Annotated in this window: 25 protein-coding genes and 1 tRNA gene; 12 read left to right on the top strand and 14 right to left on the bottom strand. The window is 60.0% G+C overall.

The genetic code is table 11. The annotated features are described in order from the left end of the window. The first annotated feature begins 1 nt into the window (after window position 1). The 6 genes from H3T92_RS07275 to H3T92_RS07300 are packed head-to-tail and all read left to right on the top strand — an operon-like array spanning window position 2 to window position 3,797. Window positions 2-616, top strand: a complete 615-nt coding sequence (locus H3T92_RS07275) for a CDP-alcohol phosphatidyltransferase family protein (protein ID WP_186279442.1) — start codon at window positions 2-4, stop codon at window positions 614-616. Further along, window positions 609-1,565: a DUF881 domain-containing protein gene (locus H3T92_RS07280; RefSeq protein WP_144085928.1), complete on the top strand. Its 957-nt coding sequence runs from the start codon at window positions 609-611 to the stop codon at window positions 1,563-1,565. The genes H3T92_RS07275 and H3T92_RS07280 overlap by 8 nt, the downstream gene beginning before the upstream one ends. 1 nt (window position 1,566) lies before the next feature. Then, the gene (locus tag H3T92_RS07285) at window positions 1,567-1,899 is read left to right on the top strand and encodes a small basic family protein (protein WP_015021764.1); all 333 of its coding nucleotides are present in this window, start codon (window positions 1,567-1,569) and stop codon (window positions 1,897-1,899) included. Between the two features lie 4 nt (window positions 1,900-1,903). Then, window positions 1,904-2,737, top strand: coding sequence for a DUF881 domain-containing protein (locus H3T92_RS07290; RefSeq protein WP_101432310.1), 834 nt, complete (start codon window positions 1,904-1,906; stop codon window positions 2,735-2,737). 6 nt (window positions 2,738-2,743) lie between these two features. Then, window positions 2,744-3,187 (top strand): FHA domain-containing protein, encoded by a 444-nt coding sequence (locus H3T92_RS07295; protein WP_024627697.1) that lies wholly within the window; start codon window positions 2,744-2,746, stop codon window positions 3,185-3,187. 13 nt (window positions 3,188-3,200) lie between these two features. Continuing rightward, window positions 3,201-3,797 (top strand): MerR family transcriptional regulator, encoded by a 597-nt coding sequence (locus H3T92_RS07300; RefSeq protein WP_024627698.1) that lies wholly within the window; start codon window positions 3,201-3,203, stop codon window positions 3,795-3,797. Window positions 3,798-4,022: 225 nt separating this feature from the next. Here the strand turns inward: H3T92_RS07300 and H3T92_RS07305 are convergent, their stop codons facing one another. From H3T92_RS07305 to H3T92_RS07330, 6 genes are all read right to left on the bottom strand, one after another. Next, entirely contained in the window at window positions 4,023-4,754 is a 732-nt protein-coding gene (locus tag H3T92_RS07305) for an HAD hydrolase-like protein (protein WP_198189707.1), read from the bottom strand. Continuing rightward, window positions 4,747-5,094 carry an RNA polymerase-binding protein RbpA gene (locus H3T92_RS07310; protein ID WP_198189708.1) on the bottom strand — a complete coding sequence of 116 codons (348 nt, stop codon included), beginning with the start codon at window positions 5,092-5,094 and terminating at the stop codon, window positions 4,747-4,749. The genes H3T92_RS07305 and H3T92_RS07310 overlap by 8 nt, the downstream gene beginning before the upstream one ends. A gap of 84 nt (window positions 5,095-5,178) precedes the next feature. Next, the gene (locus H3T92_RS07315) at window positions 5,179-7,743 is read right to left on the bottom strand and encodes a DEAD/DEAH box helicase (protein ID WP_144085930.1); all 2,565 of its coding nucleotides are present in this window, start codon (window positions 7,741-7,743) and stop codon (window positions 5,179-5,181) included. Window positions 7,744-7,756: 13 nt separating this feature from the next. Beyond that, window positions 7,757-8,080 (bottom strand): hypothetical protein, encoded by a 324-nt coding sequence (locus H3T92_RS07320; RefSeq protein ID WP_144085931.1) that lies wholly within the window; start codon window positions 8,078-8,080, stop codon window positions 7,757-7,759. Window positions 8,081-8,101: 21 nt separating this feature from the next. After that, a complete protein-coding gene (locus H3T92_RS07325) occupies window positions 8,102-10,057 on the bottom strand; it encodes a helix-turn-helix transcriptional regulator (protein ID WP_144085932.1) in 1,956 nt (651 codons plus the stop codon). Between the two features lie 144 nt (window positions 10,058-10,201). Beyond that, window positions 10,202-11,632 (bottom strand): UTP--glucose-1-phosphate uridylyltransferase, encoded by a 1,431-nt coding sequence (locus H3T92_RS07330; protein WP_198189709.1) that lies wholly within the window; start codon window positions 11,630-11,632, stop codon window positions 10,202-10,204. Between the two features lie 179 nt (window positions 11,633-11,811). On the opposite strand from H3T92_RS07330, the gene H3T92_RS07335 reads away from it, so the two are divergent. Beyond that, a tRNA-Pro gene (locus H3T92_RS07335) sits at window positions 11,812-11,885 on the top strand. A 104-nt stretch (window positions 11,886-11,989) separates the two neighbouring features. Here the strand turns inward: H3T92_RS07335 and H3T92_RS07340 are convergent. Next, window positions 11,990-12,214, bottom strand: coding sequence for a helix-turn-helix domain-containing protein (locus tag H3T92_RS07340; RefSeq protein ID WP_045924380.1), 225 nt, complete (start codon window positions 12,212-12,214; stop codon window positions 11,990-11,992). Window positions 12,215-12,305: 91 nt separating this feature from the next. On the opposite strand from H3T92_RS07340, the gene H3T92_RS07345 reads away from it, so the two are divergent. Beyond that, on the top strand, window positions 12,306-13,574 hold the full coding sequence (locus tag H3T92_RS07345; protein ID WP_052692763.1) for a tyrosine-type recombinase/integrase: 1,269 nt from the start codon (window positions 12,306-12,308) through the stop codon (window positions 13,572-13,574). A gap of 111 nt (window positions 13,575-13,685) precedes the next feature. Here H3T92_RS07345 and H3T92_RS07350 read toward each other — a convergent pair whose 3' ends face one another. The 7 genes from H3T92_RS07350 to H3T92_RS07380 form a co-directional block, all read right to left on the bottom strand. Further along, window positions 13,686-13,874 (bottom strand): helix-turn-helix transcriptional regulator, encoded by a 189-nt coding sequence (locus tag H3T92_RS07350; RefSeq protein ID WP_045924381.1) that lies wholly within the window; start codon window positions 13,872-13,874, stop codon window positions 13,686-13,688. Further along, window positions 13,867-14,160: a hypothetical protein gene (locus H3T92_RS07355; RefSeq protein ID WP_198189710.1), complete on the bottom strand. Its 294-nt coding sequence runs from the start codon at window positions 14,158-14,160 to the stop codon at window positions 13,867-13,869. Before H3T92_RS07355 ends, H3T92_RS07350 begins: the two co-directional genes overlap by 8 nt. A 222-nt stretch (window positions 14,161-14,382) precedes the next feature. Continuing rightward, window positions 14,383-14,586 carry a helix-turn-helix transcriptional regulator gene (locus tag H3T92_RS07360; protein WP_082067678.1) on the bottom strand — a complete coding sequence of 68 codons (204 nt, stop codon included), beginning with the start codon at window positions 14,584-14,586 and terminating at the stop codon, window positions 14,383-14,385. Between the two features lie 91 nt (window positions 14,587-14,677). After that, window positions 14,678-15,196 carry a DUF4192 family protein gene (locus tag H3T92_RS07365; protein ID WP_052692764.1) on the bottom strand — a complete coding sequence of 173 codons (519 nt, stop codon included), beginning with the start codon at window positions 15,194-15,196 and terminating at the stop codon, window positions 14,678-14,680. A gap of 442 nt (window positions 15,197-15,638) precedes the next feature. Beyond that, window positions 15,639-15,839 (bottom strand): hypothetical protein, encoded by a 201-nt coding sequence (locus H3T92_RS07370; protein ID WP_045924384.1) that lies wholly within the window; start codon window positions 15,837-15,839, stop codon window positions 15,639-15,641. A gap of 330 nt (window positions 15,840-16,169) precedes the next feature. Further along, window positions 16,170-16,799 (bottom strand): class II glutamine amidotransferase, encoded by a 630-nt coding sequence (locus H3T92_RS07375; RefSeq protein WP_045924385.1) that lies wholly within the window; start codon window positions 16,797-16,799, stop codon window positions 16,170-16,172. Next, window positions 16,799-17,857 (bottom strand): hypothetical protein, encoded by a 1,059-nt coding sequence (locus H3T92_RS07380; RefSeq protein ID WP_110412868.1) that lies wholly within the window; start codon window positions 17,855-17,857, stop codon window positions 16,799-16,801. Before H3T92_RS07380 ends, H3T92_RS07375 begins: the two co-directional genes overlap by 1 nt. A 385-nt stretch (window positions 17,858-18,242) precedes the next feature. Between H3T92_RS07380 and H3T92_RS07385 the strand changes: the two genes are divergently transcribed. From H3T92_RS07385 to H3T92_RS07400, 4 genes are all read left to right on the top strand, one after another. After that, window positions 18,243-18,707 (top strand): helix-turn-helix domain-containing protein, encoded by a 465-nt coding sequence (locus H3T92_RS07385; RefSeq protein WP_045924386.1) that lies wholly within the window; start codon window positions 18,243-18,245, stop codon window positions 18,705-18,707. A gap of 136 nt (window positions 18,708-18,843) precedes the next feature. Continuing rightward, window positions 18,844-19,827: an Abi family protein gene (locus tag H3T92_RS07390; protein ID WP_045924387.1), complete on the top strand. Its 984-nt coding sequence runs from the start codon at window positions 18,844-18,846 to the stop codon at window positions 19,825-19,827. 475 nt (window positions 19,828-20,302) lie between these two features. Then, a complete protein-coding gene (locus H3T92_RS07395; RefSeq protein ID WP_045924388.1) occupies window positions 20,303-20,521 on the top strand; it encodes an alpha/beta fold hydrolase in 219 nt (72 codons plus the stop codon). Window positions 20,522-20,906: 385 nt separating this feature from the next. Next, a complete protein-coding gene (locus H3T92_RS07400) occupies window positions 20,907-21,569 on the top strand; it encodes an alpha/beta hydrolase (protein ID WP_110412869.1) in 663 nt (220 codons plus the stop codon). Window positions 21,570-22,294 lie beyond the last annotated feature (725 nt).

Here is a 22,294-nt window from a genome sequence, read left to right on the forward strand (position 1 = left end):
GATGGCACTGATTGATCGAATTTCACGCAGCAGGTACAGCCCTGAGCCACGGTCGGTGATTCTCACCGTACCCAATGTCATCAGTCTGCTTCGTATCCTATCCATACCTCTTATTGCCTATCTGGTGGCCAACCGGCATCTGATCATTTCCTTGGTGGTCATGCTGATTTCGGCCCTTTCAGACGGTGTGGACGGGATCATTGCCCGCAGGTTCAACCAGGTCAGCAAGCTGGGACAGATCCTGGACCCGGTCGCCGATCGGCTGCTGATTCTCTGTTCCGTTCTTGCCCTGAGCATCGCCTCCATACTCCCATGGTGGCTTCTGGCCCTGGTCGGTGCCCGGGATGTGCTCATGGGTCTGTTGGTTTTGGCGCTGGCCCAGCATGATTATGGCCCATTGCCGGTGCATTTCGCCGGCAAGACTGGAACGGCCGTGCTCATGCTGGCCATACCGGCTCTGATTTTTGCGGATGTGGGCACTTCAACCTTCTTCCGTTTCTTCCACCTGGTGGCTCTTGCAGCCGTCATCTGGGGGGTTGGCCTTTACTGGCTGGCAGGGCTGATCTACGCACGTCAGGGCATCGGACTGCTTCGTCAGGACGGCCATCATGACTGAACCGCAGATGACCCCGGAATCCTTCCCTGTGCCGCCTGACCGTGCCTTGATTCACCGCCGGGCGGCTTTTTCGCATTCCAGCGCAGGTCTGGAACGTCACTACGTGGACCAGGAAAGCTCGGAGCCCGCCCAGGAATCCATGCGTCGGCGCATGGCTGATGAGTCTCTGAGGCTGATTGACGACCTGACCAACCGTCCCATGGACCCCATGTTCGAGGATGCCCGTCTGCTGCCCGCCGAGCGTAGATCGCCGCTGAGCGTCTGGGTCAATCGGATACTGGTCTTCGTCATTTGCGTGCTGGTCGGCCTGGCGGGCACGGGTATAGTGCAGGTGTTGCACCGGGACCCCCGTCAGAAGGTACGCGAGAAGCTCATCTCCCAGGTGGAGGGGGTCAGCAAGCGTGCCAATGACCTCAACAGTCAGATATCGGACCTTAACGGCAATATCGATACGCTCTCGGCTCAGGAGGGCGGCCAGGGGCCGAACAGCACGCAGACCGCTGACGATCTGACCAACGGCACCAGCAAGGTGCAGGGGCAGGGCGTCGTCATCACCCTGGCCAACCCTATTGCCTCCAAGGATTCCCGGGACAATGCCGATCAGATCAAACTGCTCACCGACCAGGACCTGCAGTGGTTCCTGACCAAGCTTTGGTCTGCGGGGGCCGAAGCCATCGCCATCAACGGCAATAGAATAGGAACACAGACATCAGTGCGTACAGCCGGTCAGACCATTTTGGTGGGGACCACCTCGATCGAGTCACCCTACAAGATCGAAGCCATCGGCGACCAAGGCGCCTTGTCCGATCTGATGGTTCGCAGTGATCTGCAGGGCCGCCTGCGTGACCTCAAAAGGGCGAACATCACTGTCAATGTGGCCAAGCAGCGGCGCCTGAATCTGAATGCAGTGAGTTTGCCCAATCTGTCCTATGCCGGAAGGAGTCATTGACATGTCGGCAATTCTCGGCCTGATCCTAGGCGTGGTGGCGGGCATCTTCCTCAAGCCCGACATTCCCATTGTCCTGCAGCCTTATTTGCCCATCATGGTGGTGGCCGCCCTGGATGCCCTGATGGGCGCAGTCCGCTCCTACTTCGAACGCAGCTTCTCGGACCGGGTCTTCGTGGTTTCCTTCATCTCCAATGTGATCACGGCCACTCTGCTGGTCTTCCTGGGCAACCAGCTGGGCGTGGGTTCTCAGCTGTCCACGGCCGTCATTGTGGTCCTGGGCATCCGCATCTTCTCCAACGTTTCCGCTATTCGACGATTCATTTTCAAGGGGTGAGCATATGAGACACACCTTGAGGAAGAAGCGCGACGAGGGAATGCCCAAGAGCATTCCGCCCAGGAGGCCCGGACGGGTCAGGGCCCCGGCCGACGATACGCAGACCGGTGCTTTTCCGGTGGTCCGTCGTCGGCCTCTGCGCACCCTCAATTCCAACGCCACTCGGGTCAGGCTGGTTACCAGCGTCCTGGTGGCCCTTATGTGCGCCCTGTTGGGTTTCGGGTATGCGGTCCAGGTGCATAACAACCAGTCCTCCTACCAGAGTCTGTCCGAGGAGGAGCTGGTACGGGTGCTGGACGAGACCAGCAACCAGGTCGACAAGCTGGAGGAGCGCAAGAGCCAGCTCAACCAGCAGCTGACCTCCATCAAGTCAGCCGCCGACAAGCAGAAGGAGGCCGCCCGCATAGCCCAGCAGAATGAGCAGAGCAGCGGCATCCTAGCCGGACGGCTGCCTGCCCAGGGCAGGGGAGTGGTGGTAACGGTCACCGAAGACAGTGACCGGGTGGACGCCTCTACCATGTTCAATCTGATCGAAGAACTGCGCAACGCTGGCGCCGAGGTCATATCCTTCAACGATGTCCGAGTGGTTACCAGCACCTATCTGCTGGACACCCGCACCGGTCTGCAATGCGACCACGCCAAGCTGCGCAGCCCCTACATTGTCAAGGCCATTGGGGATCCGGACAGCCTGCAGAATGCCGTTCAGATCGCCGGGGGAGTGGGCTCGCGGATCAAGGTGCAGTTCCATGCGACCGTATCCGTGGAGCAGTCCAATAGTGTCAGAATCGACCAGGTTCGACGCGTGCAGGACTACCAGTATGCAAAGCCTGTAGAATAGGCAATTATGACAGATCCTATTCCCACTGCGGGCGAGACGACCATCATCGGCATGCCGGCCCTGAACATTCCAGTCACCTCCAACGGTGACCGTCCACTGACCAAGGACGATCTGGAGACCATGGCACGATTGCCTGAGGGCACAGCGCTGCTGATCTCTACCAGGGGAGCGGTGTCAGGATCGCGTTATCTGTTGGACGAGGATCAGGTCAGCGTGGGTCGCGATCCGAAGGCGGATATTCTGTTGGACGATTCGACGGTCTCCAGGGCGCACGCCATATTCGTACGGACCGACCATGGTTTTCGGGTCGAGGATACTGGCAGCCTCAACGGCACTTACGTCAACCGTGAACGCGTGGACCAGGCCGACCTGCACAACGGCGACGAGATCATGATCGGCAAGTTCAGGCTGGTCTACTTCGATAATCGGGCAGTCATCGCCAAGAACTGACAGGGGGCATGACATGGCCGGTGAGATGCCAACGCTGGTGCAGGGGGAACTTTTTTCACCTGAGCAGGCTGAGGGCACAACCCGGGGCTATCGGGGCACAGTCGCGGCCAAGGTGGCTGGCATTACCTATCGGCAACTGGATTATTGGGCCCGTAAGCGAATCGTCGAGCCGTCGATCAAAGCCTCACACGGATCAGGCTCCCGCAGGCTTTACTCCTTCAAGGATGTGGTCATCCTGGCCGTCCTCAAGCGCCTCTTGGATGCCGGTGTCAATTTGGTCAATGCTACGAACACGGTGAACTATCTTGAGCGTCGGACTGTCGGTCAACTTGAGCATGTGACTGTGGTCTGCGATGGTGATCAGGTCACAGAATGTTCAGGCCCGGATCAGGTCTTTGCACTGATGCAGTCCGGGCGTGCCGTTTTTGCTATCTCTGTGGGTGCTATCTGGCATCGCATGGATCTGGAGCTGCAGACCTGTGACCATGTGGATTTGACCACTGGACAGCTGACCCCGGGTCTTCCTGAGCGACCTATTGACGAGCTGACGGCTATGCGTCTGCGTCAGCGCCTGGAGCAGCAGCACGAGCAGCGTCAACGGGCTGCCTGAACCCCGCGATGGTGAAATCGCACCAGCGGCTTGTGGAAGCTGAACAGGGGAGAAAAAGGATAGATAATCTGACATAACGTACATTATCGGCTTACTAGGTCACGATTCGATTTTGCGTTTTCCGGTGATTTCATGGTTACTCGTTGTGGCCAATTTGGTGAGGTTGCAAGGGTCACCTAGGTGACCTCGGGTGACCCTAAAAGAGACGATACAGTTCTGGCCGACTCAGTGCTGAGTTGGATCGTTGTCGAAGTAATCCTCGGCAGCCTGGCACAATTGGTCGACTTGGTTGATGACTCGATAACAGCCGTGAGATTCAAGTTCTCCGGGCTCAGCATAGCCCCAGCCGCATCCCAGACAGTCCAGGCCGGTTTCCAGTGCGCCATCGGCATCAGTCCAGCGGTCGCCGACCATAAGGGCACGGTCACCGAGTTTGGTGTCAAAGCCAAGCTGTTGCAGAGCATGGGTGATGACCTGGGCCTTGGTGATTCGTGTGGAATCCTTGCTGGCACCATAGACACCATCTACCAGTGGCGTCAGTCCGAAGTGGTCACATACCGGTTGCGCCTGGTACTCGGGTTTGCAGGTGGCCACGGCCAAGGTCAGACCATGCCTGTGCATACGATTCAGCTGTTCGGGGATGCTGTCAAAGACCGTAGCGAGCAGACGTCCAGGGATGTGTTGTCCAGGATGGTCAGGATCATCAAATGCCGCTATCTCGCTGTAATAGCGCCGGTAAATCTGGACGCCCTTATCGATGTCTTCTTCTCTGATGCCGTTGCGGCGCAGGGATACTTCAACGGCAGGGCCTATGAATCGGCGAAGCTCGCTTTCATCGGGCACGGGATGACCAAGCTCTTTGAAGGTTTGCACCACGGAGGCGATAATGCCTGGATGCGAGGCTGTCAGGGTGCCGTCCAGGTCCAGCAGAACCAGGCGGCGCGGTGATTTACTCATAGTCAGGGAACCATCCTTCGCGGTGCATTTTCAGGCGCTTGTCAAGCACGGCCTTGAGCTCGTCCTCCGACCGACGCTCCAGCAGCATGTCCCAGTGGGTCCTGGTCGGTTTGCCGGTCTTGCCGGACTCCTGCTCGTCATGTCCCTCAAGGTGAGCGATCTGCCCGCAGCGGCACTCCCATTCCTGCGGTACGTCAGCGCCTTCAGCCAAGGGCAGGATGGTCCGATGGCCCTTGGGGCAGACATAGGCGACCTCGCTGCGTGCAGCAAAATCCACATTCTGATCGGATTCCAGGGACTTCGCCCCAATGCTCATGCCGCGAAGACTGCGCTCTGCCATGATTCCTCCATACTCGTGTCCGTCACTGCCTCCAAGCTACAGAACAGTGTTGACCTGATACTTATTCCCTGATTGGGCCCGTGTTCACTCCACGCCTGTATAAGCCACAATGCCGCGATTGACCTGGTCTGCGGCGATGCTGGCAGTCCTGGCCAGGTGATGCCCTCCCCTGCCCAGGTAGGGCTCCACTTGGACGATCTGGGTGAGCACATCGGACAGACGCTTGGCGTTGCGCACGAAGTCCCCTGCCGTCAGATCGCTGTCCCGCAGGATGGTGGTCAGCGAGTCGCCGCAGGCCCAGTCGTAGATGGTCGGCCCCAAGCCAAAGTCGAGTTCTGGCGGCAGCTCCAATCCAGCCTGATCGCAGCGTTCCTGCACCTGGGACCACTGACGCTTCATATCCTCCATGGCCTCAACCAGCCTGGGAGCTCGATACCCGGCCCTCTCCCCCGGCTGCTCCCCTACCCCACGACGGGATTCGTAGACCAGCCCGGAGACGGCCGCTGCAAGTTCAGCGGGCTCCAGATCGTTGAGGATGCCCCGATCCAGGATCTCGGCAAGGCTCAGATCCTGTTCGCTGTAAACTCGCCGGAGCAGCTGCCCCTTCCGGGTCAGTCGGCAGTCGTCAGCATCCACGGGCCGGGTGTAGTGCAGTTCGGCCAGAATCCGGCAGATCCTGTCGAACTGGCGTGAGACTGAGCCTGTTTTGGACTCGTACTGTTCCCGGGTGCGCTGCAGCTCCTTGTCCATGCGGATCCATCGATTCCCCCAGCGCAGGTGCTTGGGCAGATCCGGGCATTGGCGGCAGGGATGGTTGCGCTCCTGCTCGCGCAGCTGGTCGATGTGCCGGTCAAGGTCTCGGAATGCCCGGTCGCGGGCCTTCTCGCTGGTGAAACGTTGACGCTTCAGACGGCGGCGGTCGTTCTTCTGGGCCGAAGAGAGAGCCGTACGGATGCGCATGAACTCGATCAGATCGCCACGGCTGCATTGGGCTGCCTTCCGGTAGTCCTCCAGACCGCTGGTCAGGGTCTCGATGCGTTCCTCCAGCTGTGAAGCTGATCGGTTGGCCTCCCACTGGGCGAAGGAGTGGTCCAGGGTGTCCCGGGCCCGGCTATAGCTGGAGGAGTTGAGCAGGTTGACGGCCATGTTGAAGGTGGGCCGGAAGCTGGAGTGCAGCGGGTAGACCCTCCTGCTGGACAAAGCAGCCATGGTCTTGGGGCTGAAATCCCGGTGATCGACGACCACCACATGGCCGATGTCGTCGATGCCACGCCGACCGGCCCGACCGGTCAGCTGGGTGAACTCGCCAGGTGTCAGGGCTACATGGCCGGTGCCGTCGAACTTCTCCAGCTTCTCGACCACCACGCAGCGGGCGGGCATGTTGATGCCTAGAGCCAGGGTTTCGGTGGCGAAGACCACCTTGAGCAGGCCTAATTCAAACAGATGTTCGACTATCTGCCGGAAGAGGGTGACCACGCCTGCGTGATGGGCGGCGAATCCCTGCTCCAGAGCGAAGCGGAACTGGGCGAACCCCAGCGCCTTGAGATCCTCCTTGCTGAGCTGGCCGGCTGCCATGGAGTCCACGATGTGCCGTATGCGGCGGGCCTCCTCATCGGTGGTCAGCTGCAGCCCCGCCCGGATGCACTGCTGGACGGCCTGATCGCAGCCGGTGCGGGAGAAGATGAAGTAGATGCCGGGCAGCATGTCCATGAAGTCAAGCTCATCGACCACGCCGGCCCGGCTTGGACGATACCGCTCCCCCATCCGTCGCTCCGGCCTGCCGCCACGGCCATGGCGATGGTGATGCCCCTTGTCGCGGGCCTGGATGCGCTCCTGTCCGGCCTTGTCCAGCTGGGCCAGCCGGGAGACCAGACGCGGGTTGATCTTTGGGGTCTGCCGTCCTGAGCCGTCGTGCCGATACAGGTCCAGGATCTCTGGCTCGGTGTGCCTGTCGGCCTGGACCAGGACATGCTGCTCCAGTGGTACCGGCCTGCGCTCGGAGACCACCAGATGGGTGCGTCCGCGCACTGAGGAGATCCAGTCGGAGAATTCCTCCACGTTGGACACGGTGGCCGACAGCCCCACAATGCGGGTGGAGGCCGGCAGATGGATGATGACCTCCTCCCAGACGGGCCCCCGGAAGCGGTCGGCCAGATAGTGAACCTCGTCCAGGATCACGTACTTCAGTGCCGTCAGGGTGGAGGACTGCTCATAGAGCATGTTGCGCAGGACCTCGGTGGTCATGACCACGATGTCCGCCTCCGAGTTGATGGAGGTGTCGCCGGTCAGCAGCCCCACCCGGTCCTCGCCATAGCGGTCGACCAGGTCGTGGTATTTCTGGTTGCTCAGCGCCTTGATGGGGGTGGTGTAGAAGGTCTTGACATTCTGCTCCTGGGCCAGGAATACTGCGAAATCAGCCACGATGGTCTTCCCGGCGCCGGTAGGGGCAGCCACCAGGACGTTGTCGCCATCCTCCAGGGCGGTGATGGCCTCCAGCTGGAAGTCGTCCAAGGGGAAGGGCAGCTTGGACTGAAAGCGTGCTGGAGCTCCGGTCATGCGTTTGCGGTGACGACTGAAACGGGCGTAGCGTTCCGCCGGCCCCGGTTCGGATGTTGATGAATCCTGTCCGTGGTGACGATGACCTGACATGTTCCTCCAAGAATTACTGATTGAACTGCTTCCACCGCCGCCAGATGCGACCGTGGTTCCTCCTGCGTTGCTCCTTGCGCTCCAGCACCAGGGCATGGGCCTGGCTGTATCGCTCGGTTGACTGCGACAGGGGCAGGGCGAAGGCCGGACCCTTCGTTCTATCCGTTGCCTGGGACTGCCCCGGCGCCGGTGGCTGGGGCATGTGCCGGTTCAGATCTTCTGAGACCCGTCCTATGGAGCGGCTGGCTGCCATGGCGTGACGGATGGCGTAGACGGCTCCGCCGATCAGCATGGCCAACATGAAGATCACCAGAAGGATCCAGATCCATCCAGGCATGGAACTCCTCTCCGACCGGGACTAGTGCCGGTCCTGCTCCTTGTCGTGAGCGTCGCTGATGGTGATCTCGCGCTGGGCGCGGGCCAGAATCATAGTGCGTAGGGTCTTGGGCGCCACTGCGGTGATGTGCTTGGCGTGGGCGATGCAGAAGGCCACGAACCAGGAGTCCGAGGAGACGGTCAGATGGACCTTCTGTCCTGATCCGCAGGGCTCCACCGAGGCGCCCGGCAGGGACTTGATGTAGGGCAGGTCAGGACGGTCGGTGATGAAGACGGCAGCCGTGCCGTTGTCGAAGGACCATTTGCGCAGCTCGCTGACCGGCACATCCGGGAACTCCACCTTATGGCTGGGCTTGACGATGGTCGCATGCTCGATTCTGGCGATTCGCAGAACCTGCCACTGCCTGTTGCGTCCGGTGCCCTGCTTGAGGTGGCGGCTGGAATCCGAGGGAGCGTCCGCAGCCTCAGTGCCTTCTGCTGCGTCGCCGATATCGGTCCAGGCGGCGACATAATAGACGCCCTCGTCCACGAAGATCTTGGCAGGTGCCACCACTTTGCGGCGGGTTCGGCCGGCAGCATCCGTGTACTCCATGTCCAGCAAGGATTCGGTCTTGATGGCCCGGCGGACCACCGAGAAGCTCTTGGGCTCGGTCTCGTACCCGGTAAGGGAGAGCCAGGGGGTCACGCCCGGCCCCACATGCGTGCGCAGGCGCTGGTAGAGCGACTCGGCCTGGGTGCGGGACTGCTCGGGCAGCAGGGGCGAATGGGCCAGGTAGTTGAGCGAAGCGGTCAGCATGCTCAGGTACTGGGGGGAAATGCCGGCCAGTCGTTCCAGCCCCAGCGAATTAGTGGCCGAGACAATGCCGCTGTCGTCCAGCAGGGACCAGTCGATGTCGAAGAACTGGCTGCCGGCCATCTCCCCGTCGTCCGAGACCGTGGTCAGGGTGTTGATGTCCTTGTGGATGGTGTTGACGTACTTGCGCAGCTCTTCCTTGCTGTTGGGATGGCCGATGAAGCGCTCGGCCAGCTCGGCCAGGGAGAATTCCTCGCCCAGGTGCGCGGACAGGAAGAGCATGAGCCGCAGGCGGCGGTCCACCTCGGATCCGGTCTGGAAGGAGGATGCGCTGGCTCGGCGGGCATGCCTGAGGTCGGTATCGTCGTCACTGAGGTCGGTGGCGAAGTGCTCGACGCTGGTGCGGGCGATCTCCGGGGAAATGACCGTTGCCGCGCCGGGGCTTATCGACTCGTCGGCCAGCTTGAAGCGGGCGGCAGCATCCAGGCGCCGTCGGAAGGCGTCTGCGGCCTCCTGCGGGCTGACGATGGAGGCATCGGGGTGCTCCAGGACGAACATGGCCAGATCGTCCGAGTCGGCATAGGCCACGTTCAGGTTCTCCCCGTCCACGTCCACGGTGGCGGCGAAGCGGCGGGAGTCGATGACCTTGACCAGATTGTCGGGAATGCGCTGGGTACCCAGTCCAGGAGCTATGGAATCCAGGCCCAGACCAGGGATGGGCACCTGTGGCACCCGAGGAGTGGTGCGCGAGGCCGGGCGGACCGGCTCTTCGCATGCCTCCTGGGACATGGCGATGGAACGGGCCAGATAGTTGGCTGCGGCCAGCACCGGCATGTCCTCTTGGTTGAAGTGCATACGGATGCGGGGTTCGTCCCCCAGTTGCAGGCGGTAGGAGGCGAAATCCTGCCCCTCGGACTTGGAGGAGTACTCGGGCTGGCGGGATTCGATGGCGATTCCCATGGCTGCCAGCTTGGCCCGGTCACGCTGGAACTGCTTGGCGAAGGCGGCCTTGGCAGCCTGATCGGCCAGCTCACCGTAAGAGTCGGCATAGGCCTTGACCCGTTGCGCTATCTGCCGAGAAGTCAACCATTGAGGGAAAGCGGACGATAAGACGGCCAGGACATCGAGTTCGTGTTTGCCCCACTTATCTGAGAAACGCCGTCTTCCGTTCGTACCTTCTGCCATCAGTCCTCGCGTATCGTTAAAATTTTGACTGTTAGTGCGCCTAACGCACATCTGTCTATCATAGATTCATTTTTAGGAACGTGGGAGCCAAACGCTCAAATACGGTCCCTTTTCTTGACAGGCTGAACCTTCTTGCGCCTGGCTTTAGACCCACTCGTCCGGTTCGATACCCTGGGGTCCCACATACTGGCCATTGGGCACATATGAGGAACGCCCCAGGTCGCTCAGATGGGCATCCGCATACAAGGTCACATCCCTGCCGAAGGTCCAGTCCCCTTCGATGGTGACCGAGTTGGCAGCCGCCAGGCTGGGAACCCCGTAGGGGAAGCGCTCATCGAAGTCGGCGATGTACTTGTAGTAGCGTTCGTCCAGTTGGACGTTGGGGAAATCGTAGTTGCCATCCTCCATCTCGTAGGAGTCGGTCAGGTGGAAACGGTCGGAGCGCATGATGAACAGGTCGTCGGTGGTCTTGACCGGCAGGAAGCGCATGCGGTCCACCTGCACGCAGATGGCCCCCTCGAAGAGCGTGGCGGCAGAACCCATGGCTGTCTCCAGCTGCACCACGGGGCGGGTGGAAGGATCAGTGGGGTCCACGGTCTTGCGGTTTTCAATGATGGGCAGGGGCAGCACCCCGTCGTACTCGGCCAGCTTGTCGCGCAGGGCATCGACTCTGACCCAGATGCTGTTGGTATTGAAGTAGGGATGCTTGCGGATGGACATGGCCGAGCTGCGGTCGTGCGGATCCACCTGGGACATCTCCCGTAGAATGAGGCGTCCGCTGGCCTTGTCGATAACGATATGGCCACCTTTGCGGTCAGCCTCGGTCCGCTCGGCCACCTCGATCATGAAAGGCGCTCCGGACTGTGCAAAATAACCGGCCAGGGTCCTTGAAGGCCTGGCGCCCAGGTTGTCGGAGTTGGAGATGAACAGGTAGTCGATCCCCTGCTCCTTGAGCGTGTCCAGCAAGCCTGTCTCCCAGATGGTCGAAAAGATGTCGCCGTGGCCGGGAGGGCACCATTCCAGATCGGGCTTGGCTGGGAAGTCGACCGGACGGCCGGTGTCGGCATCGATCTTGGGTTCGATGTGCTGAATGATCTCCATGGGCACATCATTTTGAACGAAGCGGCGGTCCTGCTTGACCACGCGCATGGTGTCGCGGGAGGTGCGGAAGGAGTTCATGAAGATCAGCGGCAGGGGTACCCCTAGGCGTTTGCGGGCCGTCAGCACTTGGCCCATGATGATGTCCAGAAAGCGCATCCGACGGGCCTTGTGGCGGCGGATGGGCAGCAGGGACTTGGCCTTTTCCAGACCCATGGAGGTGCCCAGACCGCCGTTGAGCTTGATGAAGGCGGTGCGGGAGAACGCGTCTAGGGCCATGTCCATGTCCATGGAGTCGTGGATGTCTTTGGTGCGGGGCACGTCTTTAAGCGGTGTAACGTCCTTTTCACGCACGCAGGCTTTGGCATCTCCCCGTTCCCAGGTTTCGTAGAGGTGCCTGAACTGGTTGATGGAGACTTCGCTCATGCCCTTGTCGCGCATCTTTGCGGCCGAAAGGTCGAAAACGTCTGTGCTCATGAAACCCCTTCCGGGCTGGGACGACTTGCGGCCGACGCGGGTTGCGCCGACCGTCAAGAATCATGATAGCAAGTTGATCAGGTGGCCCCGTCTGTCTGCACTTGTCTGCCGGGACTCGCCGGGCCATTGTCGGCCCGGTGACGCTGTGCTACTATCTCTACTCGGTGCTGATGCACCGTCGGGCCGTAGCGCAGTTTGGTAGCGCACTTGACTGGGGGTCAAGGGGTCGCGGGTTCAAATCCCGCCGGCCCGACGAGATAGCAATGATTCCAAGGCTTCCGGGCCTTGGAATTTTTTGTATGCCCCGAATCGGGCACATTTCGGGCACATCGCCCTTGCCTTCGGGCACATTCCGGCTCATTCCGGCCGCACCGTATTGCGACGGATAAGTGCCGCCACATCCTCGGGCCGGTATCTAACCAGACGACCTATATGCACGTACGGAAGCTCGATTTTCTGCGCCCTCCAGGCGTTCAGGGTGCTCACCGGTATCACCAGGATCTCGGCCGCTTCCGCAGGGGTCAGCAGCCTGGTCGGTGTCATAGCCGGGTTATCGTTCATTGTTTGCTGTATTTGGCTCATACCTGTTCCTATGCGTCAGCGCGCACCGCCGTTAGCTGGTGCTGGATATCGCTAAATGGAACAAATTGTTATCTGACGCATAGAGGTTGATATGGCAAAAGCATGGATAAACGACAGATGGTTGAAGGCCGCCCTGGTCACGACGGCACAGGGGCACACCTCCAAGGAGGAACCGTCCGCATATATGAAGCACTCCCTATCCAAGCACACCGACGACCCTGAGAACGCCAAGGTCCCTGAGCGATACAGGGCCAAGGACTTCGGCAAAGGGTCACGCTGGGAGGTGCGATGGAGGATTGATGGAATCACACGAAGGAAGTTGTTTCGCTACCGGGGTGAAGCGGAGGCTTTCATGGCCGAGATCGAGGACCGGATACGGTCGAACCGATACATGGATCCCCGAGACTCCTGCAGGCCGTTGCGACAGGCAGCGGACTTATGGCAGCAGGGTCTGGCGGGCACTATCAAGGGATCGACAGAGGGACGCTACCGGCGTGAGCTGCGCGTGTGGGTTCTGCCTCAATGGGGTGACGTAGCTTTGAAGGACATTTCCACGGCGAGGATCCAGCGCTGGTACGTCAGCCTAGCCGATGGGACGGCGCCTTATGGAGGTGAACGAGGCTCGGCCTCCTCGCTGTCCGCGTCCTCAATCCGCTCCGTAGGCAAGATTGTGTTGGGCTCGATTCTGGATGTGGCTGTGGAAAACCGCTGGATAGATACCAATCCCGTCGCCAAAGCCAAGGTGCCACATAACAGAGCGGTTCAACGGCGAATATATCTAACCCCACAAGAGATCAAGATCCTGGCGGGTCAGATGGACGAGGCCAATGCCACGGTCATTTACTTGCTTGCGTATACGGGACTGCGCATCGGCGAGGCACTGTCTCTGAGGTGCGGGGACGTGGATCTGGGGAGAAACCGGATTAATGTCCTACGCACCCAGTCGGTCGATGTTGATTCGCATATCGTTGAGACATTGCCAAAGGGAAACAGGACCAGGTTTGTGCCCATACCCAGCCAACTGCTGCCCAGAATTAAAGATTTGCTCGACGGCCATGGCCCCGAGGATTACCTACTGCGCGGGCCGAGAGGCGGCAGACAGACCACCACTAACTGGCGGAACCGGGTATGGGCTCCAGCACTGCGGGATGCGGGCATGCAGGATATCGAGGGCCTGGTCATCCACTCCCTGCGCCACACCTACGCCTCCCTGGCGATCAAGGCCGGGGCGGACGTGAAAACCCTGCAGGCCGTCCTGGGCCATGCCTCGGCCACAGAGACTTTGGACACTTACGCTGATCTTTGGCCCAACCGGACGGGCGAGGTGGCCGAAGTCATCGGCCAGGATATTCAAATCTGACATGGCGGAGTATAAATAAGGGTGCTTTTGCCTGTTGTTAGGCAAAAGCACCTCTGCATAATTTCCAGTGAGTTCCCTTATTTCCAATCCGGGTCTGAGCGTCGGGCATGTTCAGGGTTCGAATATGTCCTCTATAGTTAAATCGAATGCATCCGCCAGGCGGAAAGCAATTGGCAGCGATGGATCGAAATGGCCCTTTTCAATCGAAATTACGGTCTGACGGCTCACTCCCAGTTTTTTGGATAATTCCCCCTGAGACCAACCGTGTTCTTTTCGCAACTTTGCCAGATGGTTATCCACGACTGATGAACCTCACGATTGTGTAGGCCAGGACAAAAACCAAGAGCATTGCTATCAGAATGCACACCAACATGAACGCCCACTGATCCTTACCCAACAAACTGGCCAGCAGGCAGCTGAAAGAAACAACTCCCAAAAAAATGCGATATGAGAGCTGTTCGGCTTTCCCGTACCAGTGGTTCTCTATGTTCTCCCCGGCATGCTGATCTGCTCCGGGCAAGGTGTCGGTGTCCACCAAGATGACCCAGCAAAGGCTGACTGATACTGGACAAAATGCCGCAGCCACGATAAGTGCCTTAATAATCCATGGCATAGTCTGCGGCATGAAGCTGGCGACAATAATTCCCAGAACGATACCGCTGACCAGACCTGGATTGGTATAAAAGTGGGGTGATTAGAGGATGAATGGTGGACTGTTCGTTATTGGTTTGGGTGGGTTGAGTTAGTCGGGTGCTGGCTTCTGATGTGTGACTGGTTCTGGCTGTGGTGAGTGCTTGCTCTGTGATTGTCATAGGAGGTCTTCGATGGTGCAGTCTAAGGATTGTGCGATTCGTAGGGCCACGGCTACTGAGATGTTTTCGATGGAACGGGTGCCGGACTCAATGTCGCTGACGCGGTGCCGGCTCAAGCCTGCCTTGTCTGCGAGTTGGGCCTGGGTGAGGTTCTGAGACTGTCGCATACGGCGCATTCCTGTGGCTGGTCGTTGTGTCATCTTCTTCCTTTCTTGGCGTTTGGCGCGCGCAGAGAATCTGGGCCGCCGACTGTATGTCGGTGGCCCAGATTCTCCGTGCCTGTTTCGGGCGTTAGATGGTCTTAGCCCGTTTGATATGCACTCCTAGTCTGATTCCGGTGAGCACGGTATGGGCCAGTGTCACGTTTTCGTCCTCTGCCAGAGCGAGCAGGGCAGCCATCTGGGCGGCGTGGAAGTCACCGACCAGCCATGCCAGCCACGAGTGAATGGCATAGGGCTGTGCGGCCTGGCCCCCTTCCGCCCTCTCCTCAAGTTGGGTGAGTAGGCGGCAGGCTTTGGTGAGTACGGGCACATCAGGCTGAGCCTCGCCCGTCAAGAGGTCCATAGCGGACCTGCTGAACAGGTCCACGCTATCCCTGCTCGGATTGTCTACCGCCATGTGTTCCAGTGTTTCGGTGGACCCGTGGAACCCGGTGCTGGCGAGGACGAAGGTATCACGGCAGGGCATTGATGTGGTTATAGCCCCGAGTATGGTGTCGCACTCGCTGCCGGTCAGTTCGGTGTCCTTTTCCAGCGCTCGCAGCCATATGCGGATTGCCTGGCTAGAGGTGTCGTTGTTTGGCGTGTTCATGTGGTGTTCCTTTGCTTGCATTTGCCTATTCGGTTGGGGTGTTGTCGTCACCCGTCGGCCCGGTTTCGTATCCCGTGCCGACACCTACTATTGTACCCCCATCGGGGTACATAAGCAAGCTGGGTACGTTGCAATTCCTTCGATTATCGTGGTGGGATTTGGGCCAGCTTTCTCCTTGTTCGCATGTGAACGATTCGGCACGACCATCCTTGGCAGGCCCTCTCTTCTTCCTTCCTCCAGGACATGCCTGGCGGGGCACTGGGCGGCACCGATTGACATGAGTCTGCCGGGTGCTGTCCACAGCGTGGCTTTCATGGTCGGGGCTTGGACGCGCTATGCTTGGAAGTGTGTGGTGAATTGCATTTGCCTCACGTTCGCCGGGAGGTTGTCGTCCTCCCGGCGCTTTTCATGCGTTGGCCTCCTTTCGGGGGCTGGTCCGCTCCTAATCCTGGCTGACTTTGAGCCGGAAGTTGGACGGGTCGTAGTTGCCCATCTTGACGAGCTTGTTGAGTGCCCTGGTGGCGCCTTGCTCGGTCTTCCATGATTTTCCGTAGAAGAAGGGGCTCTCCATCCAGTTGGGATCTGGCTGCCAGGGGTCGTCGTAGGTGGTGGGGGTGGTGAACTGTTCGATTGTGTATCGCATGTCTGCTCCTTGTTGGGTTGTCCGTTTGAACAAGTGGAGCGGTGGCGAGCAGCGCACGGAGGGCTCTCGCGTGCGGCGGCTTCGCCGACGCTCCGACGGGCCCGTAGGAGCAGCGCAGTTACAGTCGGAACGACTCAAACGGACAACCCAACAAGGAGCCTGCCGGGAGAGCCAAGGCGGGTCGCCGCTCTGTTCCGTTCCGGGGTCCTCCTTGGTCGGGGCTGGTTGGCTGTCTTGTCCCGACGGATTCCCGCCGTCGCCCGTGTCCGGGTTCCGGCGGGTCCTCAGCTCCGGTTGTCTCCTGCCGGCGCGAGTGGGACGCTGGTTCGCTCAGACCCCGTGTGTGCCGGCATAGTCGGGTATGTCGAGCCCGGCTTCGATGGCCCCTTGCCGGTAGCCGTCGTCCCATGCCTCCTGCCATATGCCGTAGGGGTCGTCCGGGTCCATGAGCGTCCAATTCGTGTTGCTCACTTGGAATGTTCCGCGCTCGCCTTCGATGTCCTGGCCGCCGGCCAGCCATTCGATTCGTCCGTCCTGGTCGATGAGGGCGAACTTGCCTTGGCTGCCGTCCGTGAGCGAGTCCCTGCCGTGCTCCCAGGCGTTGATGGCGTTGCGGGAGTCCGAGGCGTGGGGGCCGTGGGTGTATCGCTGGGCTATGCCGTTGTGGGCGATGTATCCCGTCCGCCCGTTCTTCTTGTAGGCGAAGGGGTGGGTGTTCTCCTCAGCCACCTCGCCGTGGGTGGCCAGGCGGAAGTGCAGGAGGAAGGGGGCCCGGGAGAACGTCTCGTGGTTGGCGATGATGAAGCCCAGGGTCTTGTGGTTGTCGGCGTTGCGGTAGCGGCGCAGCCGCTGTCCGTCATGCCAGGCGATGCCGGCCCCGTCGGGGTTGGCCTCGCTCATGAGGGCCAGTTGGGTGGTGGTGGGCATGGCCCCTGCCGGGGCGGTGACGATGACGCACATCAGACGGTCACCTCCTCGCGCCGGCGGACGGCCAGCCGCTCGGATATCGGCAGGGGTGCTGGCATGGCGGCCCGGTAGGCGGTGCGGCTCATGGCTTGTATGTCCGTGGCGCGCAGGGTGCCCGGCTCACTGTGTTGGAAGCAGCGCCACATGGTGTGGGCCCAGGTGATGGCCGGTATGAGCTTGCCGGCCGTGCCGTGGTGCCAGGGGCCGAAGGTGCGCAGTTCGATGGTGTCGCAGTGCTCGTCGTTGACGGCGCAGAACTTGCTCCCGTAGTGGCCGTGCGAGAGCCTGCACCAGCTGTTTTCGAGCGGCTTCATGTGGCGCATGTTCAGGTCGTCGGCCTGGTGGTCGTCCAGGCCGGACAGGGCCCAGTACCAGCGGGAGGCTCGCTGCCGGGCGGTGCGGGACAGGTGCATGTGGCCGCCCGAGTGCTCCTGCTCCATGTCGGGGCGTATGCCGTCCACCAGGGCGTGCAGGTCGCGCAGGGTGCCGGGGTCGGCGGTCAGGGGGTTGGTCTGGTATTCCAACGACCCCTCCTCGTGCATGCTGCCGTCCAGGCACCAGCCGGCGATGAGCAGGCTGTTCTTGAGCGCGTCCTGGTCGTGGCCGCCTTCGACCTCGATTTCCAGCCCGAAGGTGAAGGGGTCGCGGGCTTTGGCGTTGCCGGCGTAGGGGCTGAGGTATTGCGGCTCCGAGTGGCGCTCCTCCGAGCAGCCGGGGCAGAACGGCTCGTCGCTGTCGTCGCCGTAGGGGTAGTACACGTCCTCGTAGCAGCAGGGGTCGCCACAGGCCTGGCAGGTCCGCCGGCAGTCGGTGCACACCGGCCGGCCGCAGGTCTCGCACCAGCCCGGCGTCCAGGTCGTGTACCTCTCGCCGGGGTCGTCGTCTCTGCCGCATTCCCAGCAGTGGGGGGCGCAGTCCGCGCAGTACCGCAGGGCCCCCCAGCGCCTCGTGCAGTCCGGGCAGCAGCCCTTGCCGCATTCATGGCATTGGGTCGGAGCCTGCTTGCTGCCGCACAGGTGGCAGGTGGCCGGGGTCGTCGTGGTGTCCGTCATGGTGTCTCGCCTTTCGTGAGCTCTCGGATTGGACGGGCACGTCAGGCCAGGCGACACGGCGAGCGGTGCGACGGCGCGATCGGGGCATCTGCGACGCTTGCCGCGCACATGGCCCGGTCGTGACGCCGGGCGGCCGAAGGACGACCGAGAGCACCGGGAGGCGTGGCGCATGGCATGATGGGTCCGGCCAATCCGCACCCAGGCCAGGTAGAACGAGTCTGGTCCAGTGAACCGCCCTGGGGCGGTGAACGACAGGAATCAGCGCGAGCGATCCGAAGGATCGTGAGCTCCGTCTCCCTTGCGCCGCCGCAGATCCATGATCCTCTTCCGTGATATCCTTATGAGATATTTTGATATCTCTTAGCGATACGTAAGGTGCTGACCGATGACTCGAATCTTCGCCGCGAGCACGCGGTCCAAGGCCGACTTCCAGGCCCTTCGTGACCTGGTCGGCCTGAATCAGGTCGATGTGGCTGACGCCCTTGGCGTCAGCCCGATCACCGTCAGAAAATGGGAGGACCCCAAGGCCTTCGCAATGCCCAAGCAAGCCGCCTGGCACTTCCTGGAGGACGTCTTGGACTTCATCGAACACAAGAGCGCCGACCTGGCCGGCCATGCATATAAAGCCGCCCAACGAGCCCGTGACGCCGGCAAGGAGCCCGAGCCGGTCCTGCTGGTCTACTGGCGCACGCGCGAGGACTGGGACAACTCACCGATCGGCCAGTCCAACGAGATCCCGGTGATCGGCAACTACTGGAAGGTCGAGAACGCCATCACCAGGACCACGGCCCTGCGCCTGGCAAAGGACGCCACCCCGTTCAGCGTCGTCTACGCTCAGCCACGGCCCTAAGCCATAAGCAAAGCATTAGGGTTTGCGCTCGGCGCCGGCATGATGTAGACTCAATCATGTTAGAAGCCGCCACTGCCTCTACTGCCTTTCGGGGTGGAATGCATACTATGGCGGTACTTTTTTACCTGGAGGGCGCATGGCATCCACAACCGTAGCCAAGCTGCCCCCATACCCCAGCCACCCGTACCGCAGTTCCATGGACCTGGCCCAGCTCCTTGTGGACAACGGGCTGACGGGTATCAGCGTCCAGGACCTTGCCGGGCGAATAGACCTGGTCGGCTACTACCGCCTCAAGGGTTACTGGTATCCGTTCCTCACCCCTGTGGCAGGTGCCAGAAAACGCAAACTGCCCTTCCTGTCCCGCACGTCCTGGGATTCCATCTGGGAACGCTACGTGTTCGACCAGGAATTGCGCACCATCGTCTTCGACGGCATCGTCGGCATCGAGGTCCATCTCAAAAGCTACATGGCATCAGAGCTGGCCAAGGCAACTGGGCCGTTCGGCTATACCGCGCCGGATGGCCTGCCCGGGCTCAGCCCCGAGGAACACAGGAACGCGATCGCCAATATCACCAGCGACTACCAGCGGTCGTCGCTGCCTCAGCTACGACATTTCAGAGCCACGTATTCCGATCCGCTGCCGCCCATCTGGATGCTGGTGGACTGCCTTTCCTACGGTGATTTCAAGAAGATCTTCTACAAGGGCGCCGATCCTTCAATCAAACGGCAGTTGGCACTGCAGCTTGGCATCATGTCCAACAAGCCCGGCGTCAGCAACGAGAAACTGCTGCGCGACTGGCTGGAAAACATTCGAATCGCCCGCAACAAGACCGCCCATCACGACCGCTTCTGGAACTGCATCGACCCCAAGATGACACCCATCAAGCCCAAGCTGTACCCCAACGACGCTACTTGGTGGGGCAACCAATGGGAGCCCTTCCGCCGGCCGGAGTCAAAAGGCCCGGCTGGATTCCTGACCATGGAGCACTACCTGCTGAACCAGCTAGGCATCACCTACTGGCGCAACAACTTCGTGGGACTGATGAACCGTTACCCCGGCATCCCCCTGAAACACATGGGCTTCCCGGACAACTGGCAGTCACTGCCCATCTGGCAGTGAAGCCTGCACCCTTTTCACCCAATAATACTGCGACTAGAATAGGCAGGCAGTTTTGGCGTATAGCCTTATTCCAGGCTCGTATTGAGGGGCAAGCTGGTTCCGGTCGCGTGGCGACCGGAACCAGTGCGGCAGCAGTATGGTCGAGCTGATCCAGCTCGGCGGGGTTTCGGGGCGGCGGCCCCGATACAAGCTTTGCTGCCCACCTAAGTCAGATGGCTTTTCACAGAAAGTAGGACATACCCGAACCACTAGATCGCAGGCCACCACCATTTGGGCAGCGCACGGTTCCATAGTGTTATCGCTGGCCATGTCTCAATAATGCAAGATTCACCGATAGTAATCTCAAAGAGGATTCCATCAGAACCTCAACCAGTCATCCAGCTCCTCTGCTCGTTCTCATGTCCGGCTTGTCAAAGCTCTCCCCTGCCAAGCAACCCACCAACCCTGCGATGTGCGACCACTTCACCAGGAGCTGATGGACACGGACTTCACCGACACCCACCACTTCGAGGTGCCGGTCACCTTCTGTGAGGGCAGACAGGACCACCACGTCTCCTCCGCCGTCGCCCGCGACTGGTACGAGACAATCGACAGCCCCAAAAGCTGGCACTGGTTCGATCGCTCCGGCCACTTCCCCCAATGGGAGGAACCCGACCGCTTCCTGGGATGTGTGCTGCAAGACTTAAGTCAATAACTGATCGCAGAACCGGAATCCTTTTTTTGCCGAGAAAGCACTTCCTCAATATGCTTTTACTGCTGCTCTGCCACAAGCTGTCAGCTACTGTAGACTCGTCTATATGCTCCAAGTAATTACGAGGAATCCCCTGGAAGATAAGGGCGAAGCACAATATCGTCAGCTGGTGAGAGTGGGACATAAACTACTGAGTGTCGCGGTGTTCGGGGACACACATGGTAGCGTCCCGAAACTGGTGCTGCTTTCAGGGTGTGGAACCCCTTCCCCTCTGTATGATTTCAAGGCTCTCATTACTAGACTGCAAAACTCATACTGTCTGATTGTGGTGGAGAAGTCCGGGTACGGGTTTAGTGACTGGTCTCGGGACCCCAGAGATATCGACACGATGTTGGATGAGACCAGGGCGGCGCTGCACGGGGCCGGAGTGACTGGGCCCTATGTGCTCCTCCCCCACTCAATGTCTGGGCTTGAAGCACTTTACTGGACCAAGAAGTACCCTGCCGAGGTGGAGGCCATCATCGGATTGGATATGGCCACGCCACAGGCTTATGAGACGCGCAACCTGGTGCCTCCCGCCGCAGCCACAGCACTGTTGGGCGCCCTTTGCCGGACAGGACTTCCTCGTCTCCTGCCCAGACTGACCGCGGACCAGTCACCCGCCATCAAAGCAGGAAATTTGTCTGCTGAAGATAAGGCGGTCTACCGGACCCTCTTCTTCAAGAACTTCATGGATCCAGACATCCAGCGAGAGATCAACACGGTCAACGCCAACGCCCGCAAGGTTGCGGAAGCTGGATTGCCACAGATCAAGATGCTGCAACTGGTTTCCAACGGGAAAGGCACTGGCTTCAGCAAGGATGAGTGGCGATCCATCCAAGAATCCTTCAAAGCGCAGCAAGGTAACTCACAGATACGGTATTTCGATGCCCCTCATTATCTCCACGACTATGTGCCTGAAAAAATGTCCGAGGCCATCAGGGATTTTATAAGCGGAAAACCTGACCGATCCAGCAAGGTTATCCGGCACACACTTACATCTCATCCCTGAATCAGTTCCAAGCAATCTCATTTTATGCAGTCAGACGATTTCTGTGCCAATGTCATCAGACACTTCCTTCTGGCTAATCCAATCGGGCACATTTCGGGCACATCGCTACCCATAAGTACCCGTATCAGCTTGCATCAGTTCATACTTGGAATCTGCTAGAATTGGCAGTATTCCTTGGATAGTTAGCAGCAGTTAAAGGCAGCTCGCATGTACCAGAACAGCGGCTTATCTTACAAGGGGTCGCGGGTTCAAATCCCGCCGGCCCGACCAAAGAGCAACGATTCCAAGGTCTTAGGCCTTGGAATTATTTGTATTTCCAGGCCTTTGATATCTATTTGCATATCTTCGGCGCCTCGCTCGTTCTTCACGTTTCCCTTCATTCGCCAACTGTGAGTTCATGATCGGTCAGAAAATCTTCTGGGTCGGCGTTGAGCTGAGCGTAAGCCGTCATCAGCTTCTTTCTCAGAGTCCCCGGCAACTCGGCCGCGCCTTCCCTTGATGTTGATGGTCTCTGCGGATGCATTCCTGCGCTGATACTGGCGGAAGTCCTCTGCGCCATCCTCTTCCGTCAAATTACGTAGGTCGTGGTAGTCAACCTGGACCAGTTGACGTTTGCGGCTGGCTTCGGCCTGGCGGACGGCCAAGGTTGAGGTCACTGGTATCCTCCCGTTCTGTGCAGAACCACAAAGGAGCGTACCCAGGACAACTGCGGGAGTCTGGTAGAG

It is taken from the genome of Bifidobacterium sp. W8112 (assembly GCF_016101425.1).
Lineage (GTDB): Bacteria > Actinomycetota > Actinomycetes > Actinomycetales > Bifidobacteriaceae > Bombiscardovia > Bombiscardovia apousia.

Excerpts from the sequence above, each read along its gene's own strand:
- H3T92_RS07400 (WP_110412869.1), top strand. The coding sequence starts at position 20,907 with ATGTTGGATGAGACCAGGGCGGCGCTGCACGGGGCCGGAGTGACTGGG.
- H3T92_RS07345 (WP_052692763.1), top strand. The coding sequence starts at position 12,306 with ATGGCAAAAGCATGGATAAACGACAGATGGTTGAAGGCCGCCCTGGTC.
- H3T92_RS07275 (WP_186279442.1), top strand. The coding sequence starts at position 2 with ATGGCACTGATTGATCGAATTTCACGCAGCAGGTACAGCCCTGAGCCA.
- H3T92_RS07395 (WP_045924388.1), top strand. The coding sequence starts at position 20,303 with ATGGACACGGACTTCACCGACACCCACCACTTCGAGGTGCCGGTCACC.
- H3T92_RS07370 (WP_045924384.1), bottom strand. The coding sequence starts at position 15,839 with ATGCGATACACAATCGAACAGTTCACCACCCCCACCACCTACGACGAC.
- H3T92_RS07325 (WP_144085932.1), bottom strand. The coding sequence starts at position 10,057 with ATGGCAGAAGGTACGAACGGAAGACGGCGTTTCTCAGATAAGTGGGGC.
- H3T92_RS07330 (WP_198189709.1), bottom strand. The coding sequence starts at position 11,632 with ATGAGCACAGACGTTTTCGACCTTTCGGCCGCAAAGATGCGCGACAAG.
- H3T92_RS07385 (WP_045924386.1), top strand. The coding sequence starts at position 18,243 with ATGACTCGAATCTTCGCCGCGAGCACGCGGTCCAAGGCCGACTTCCAG.
- H3T92_RS07295 (WP_024627697.1), top strand. The coding sequence starts at position 2,744 with ATGACAGATCCTATTCCCACTGCGGGCGAGACGACCATCATCGGCATG.
- H3T92_RS07315 (WP_144085930.1), bottom strand. The coding sequence starts at position 7,743 with ATGTCAGGTCATCGTCACCACGGACAGGATTCATCAACATCCGAACCG.
- H3T92_RS07380 (WP_110412868.1), bottom strand. The coding sequence starts at position 17,857 with ATGACGGACACCACGACGACCCCGGCCACCTGCCACCTGTGCGGCAGC.
- H3T92_RS07320 (WP_144085931.1), bottom strand. The coding sequence starts at position 8,080 with ATGCCTGGATGGATCTGGATCCTTCTGGTGATCTTCATGTTGGCCATG.
- H3T92_RS07305 (WP_198189707.1), bottom strand. The coding sequence starts at position 4,754 with ATGAGTAAATCACCGCGCCGCCTGGTTCTGCTGGACCTGGACGGCACC.
- H3T92_RS07290 (WP_101432310.1), top strand. The coding sequence starts at position 1,904 with ATGAGACACACCTTGAGGAAGAAGCGCGACGAGGGAATGCCCAAGAGC.
- H3T92_RS07340 (WP_045924380.1), bottom strand. The coding sequence starts at position 12,214 with ATGAGCCAAATACAGCAAACAATGAACGATAACCCGGCTATGACACCG.
- H3T92_RS07360 (WP_082067678.1), bottom strand. The coding sequence starts at position 14,586 with ATGACACAACGACCAGCCACAGGAATGCGCCGTATGCGACAGTCTCAG.
- H3T92_RS07280 (WP_144085928.1), top strand. The coding sequence starts at position 609 with ATGACTGAACCGCAGATGACCCCGGAATCCTTCCCTGTGCCGCCTGAC.
- H3T92_RS07310 (WP_198189708.1), bottom strand. The coding sequence starts at position 5,094 with ATGGCAGAGCGCAGTCTTCGCGGCATGAGCATTGGGGCGAAGTCCCTG.
- H3T92_RS07365 (WP_052692764.1), bottom strand. The coding sequence starts at position 15,196 with ATGAACACGCCAAACAACGACACCTCTAGCCAGGCAATCCGCATATGG.
- H3T92_RS07300 (WP_024627698.1), top strand. The coding sequence starts at position 3,201 with ATGGCCGGTGAGATGCCAACGCTGGTGCAGGGGGAACTTTTTTCACCT.
- H3T92_RS07375 (WP_045924385.1), bottom strand. The coding sequence starts at position 16,799 with ATGTGCGTCATCGTCACCGCCCCGGCAGGGGCCATGCCCACCACCACC.
- H3T92_RS07285 (WP_015021764.1), top strand. The coding sequence starts at position 1,567 with ATGTCGGCAATTCTCGGCCTGATCCTAGGCGTGGTGGCGGGCATCTTC.
- H3T92_RS07390 (WP_045924387.1), top strand. The coding sequence starts at position 18,844 with ATGGCATCCACAACCGTAGCCAAGCTGCCCCCATACCCCAGCCACCCG.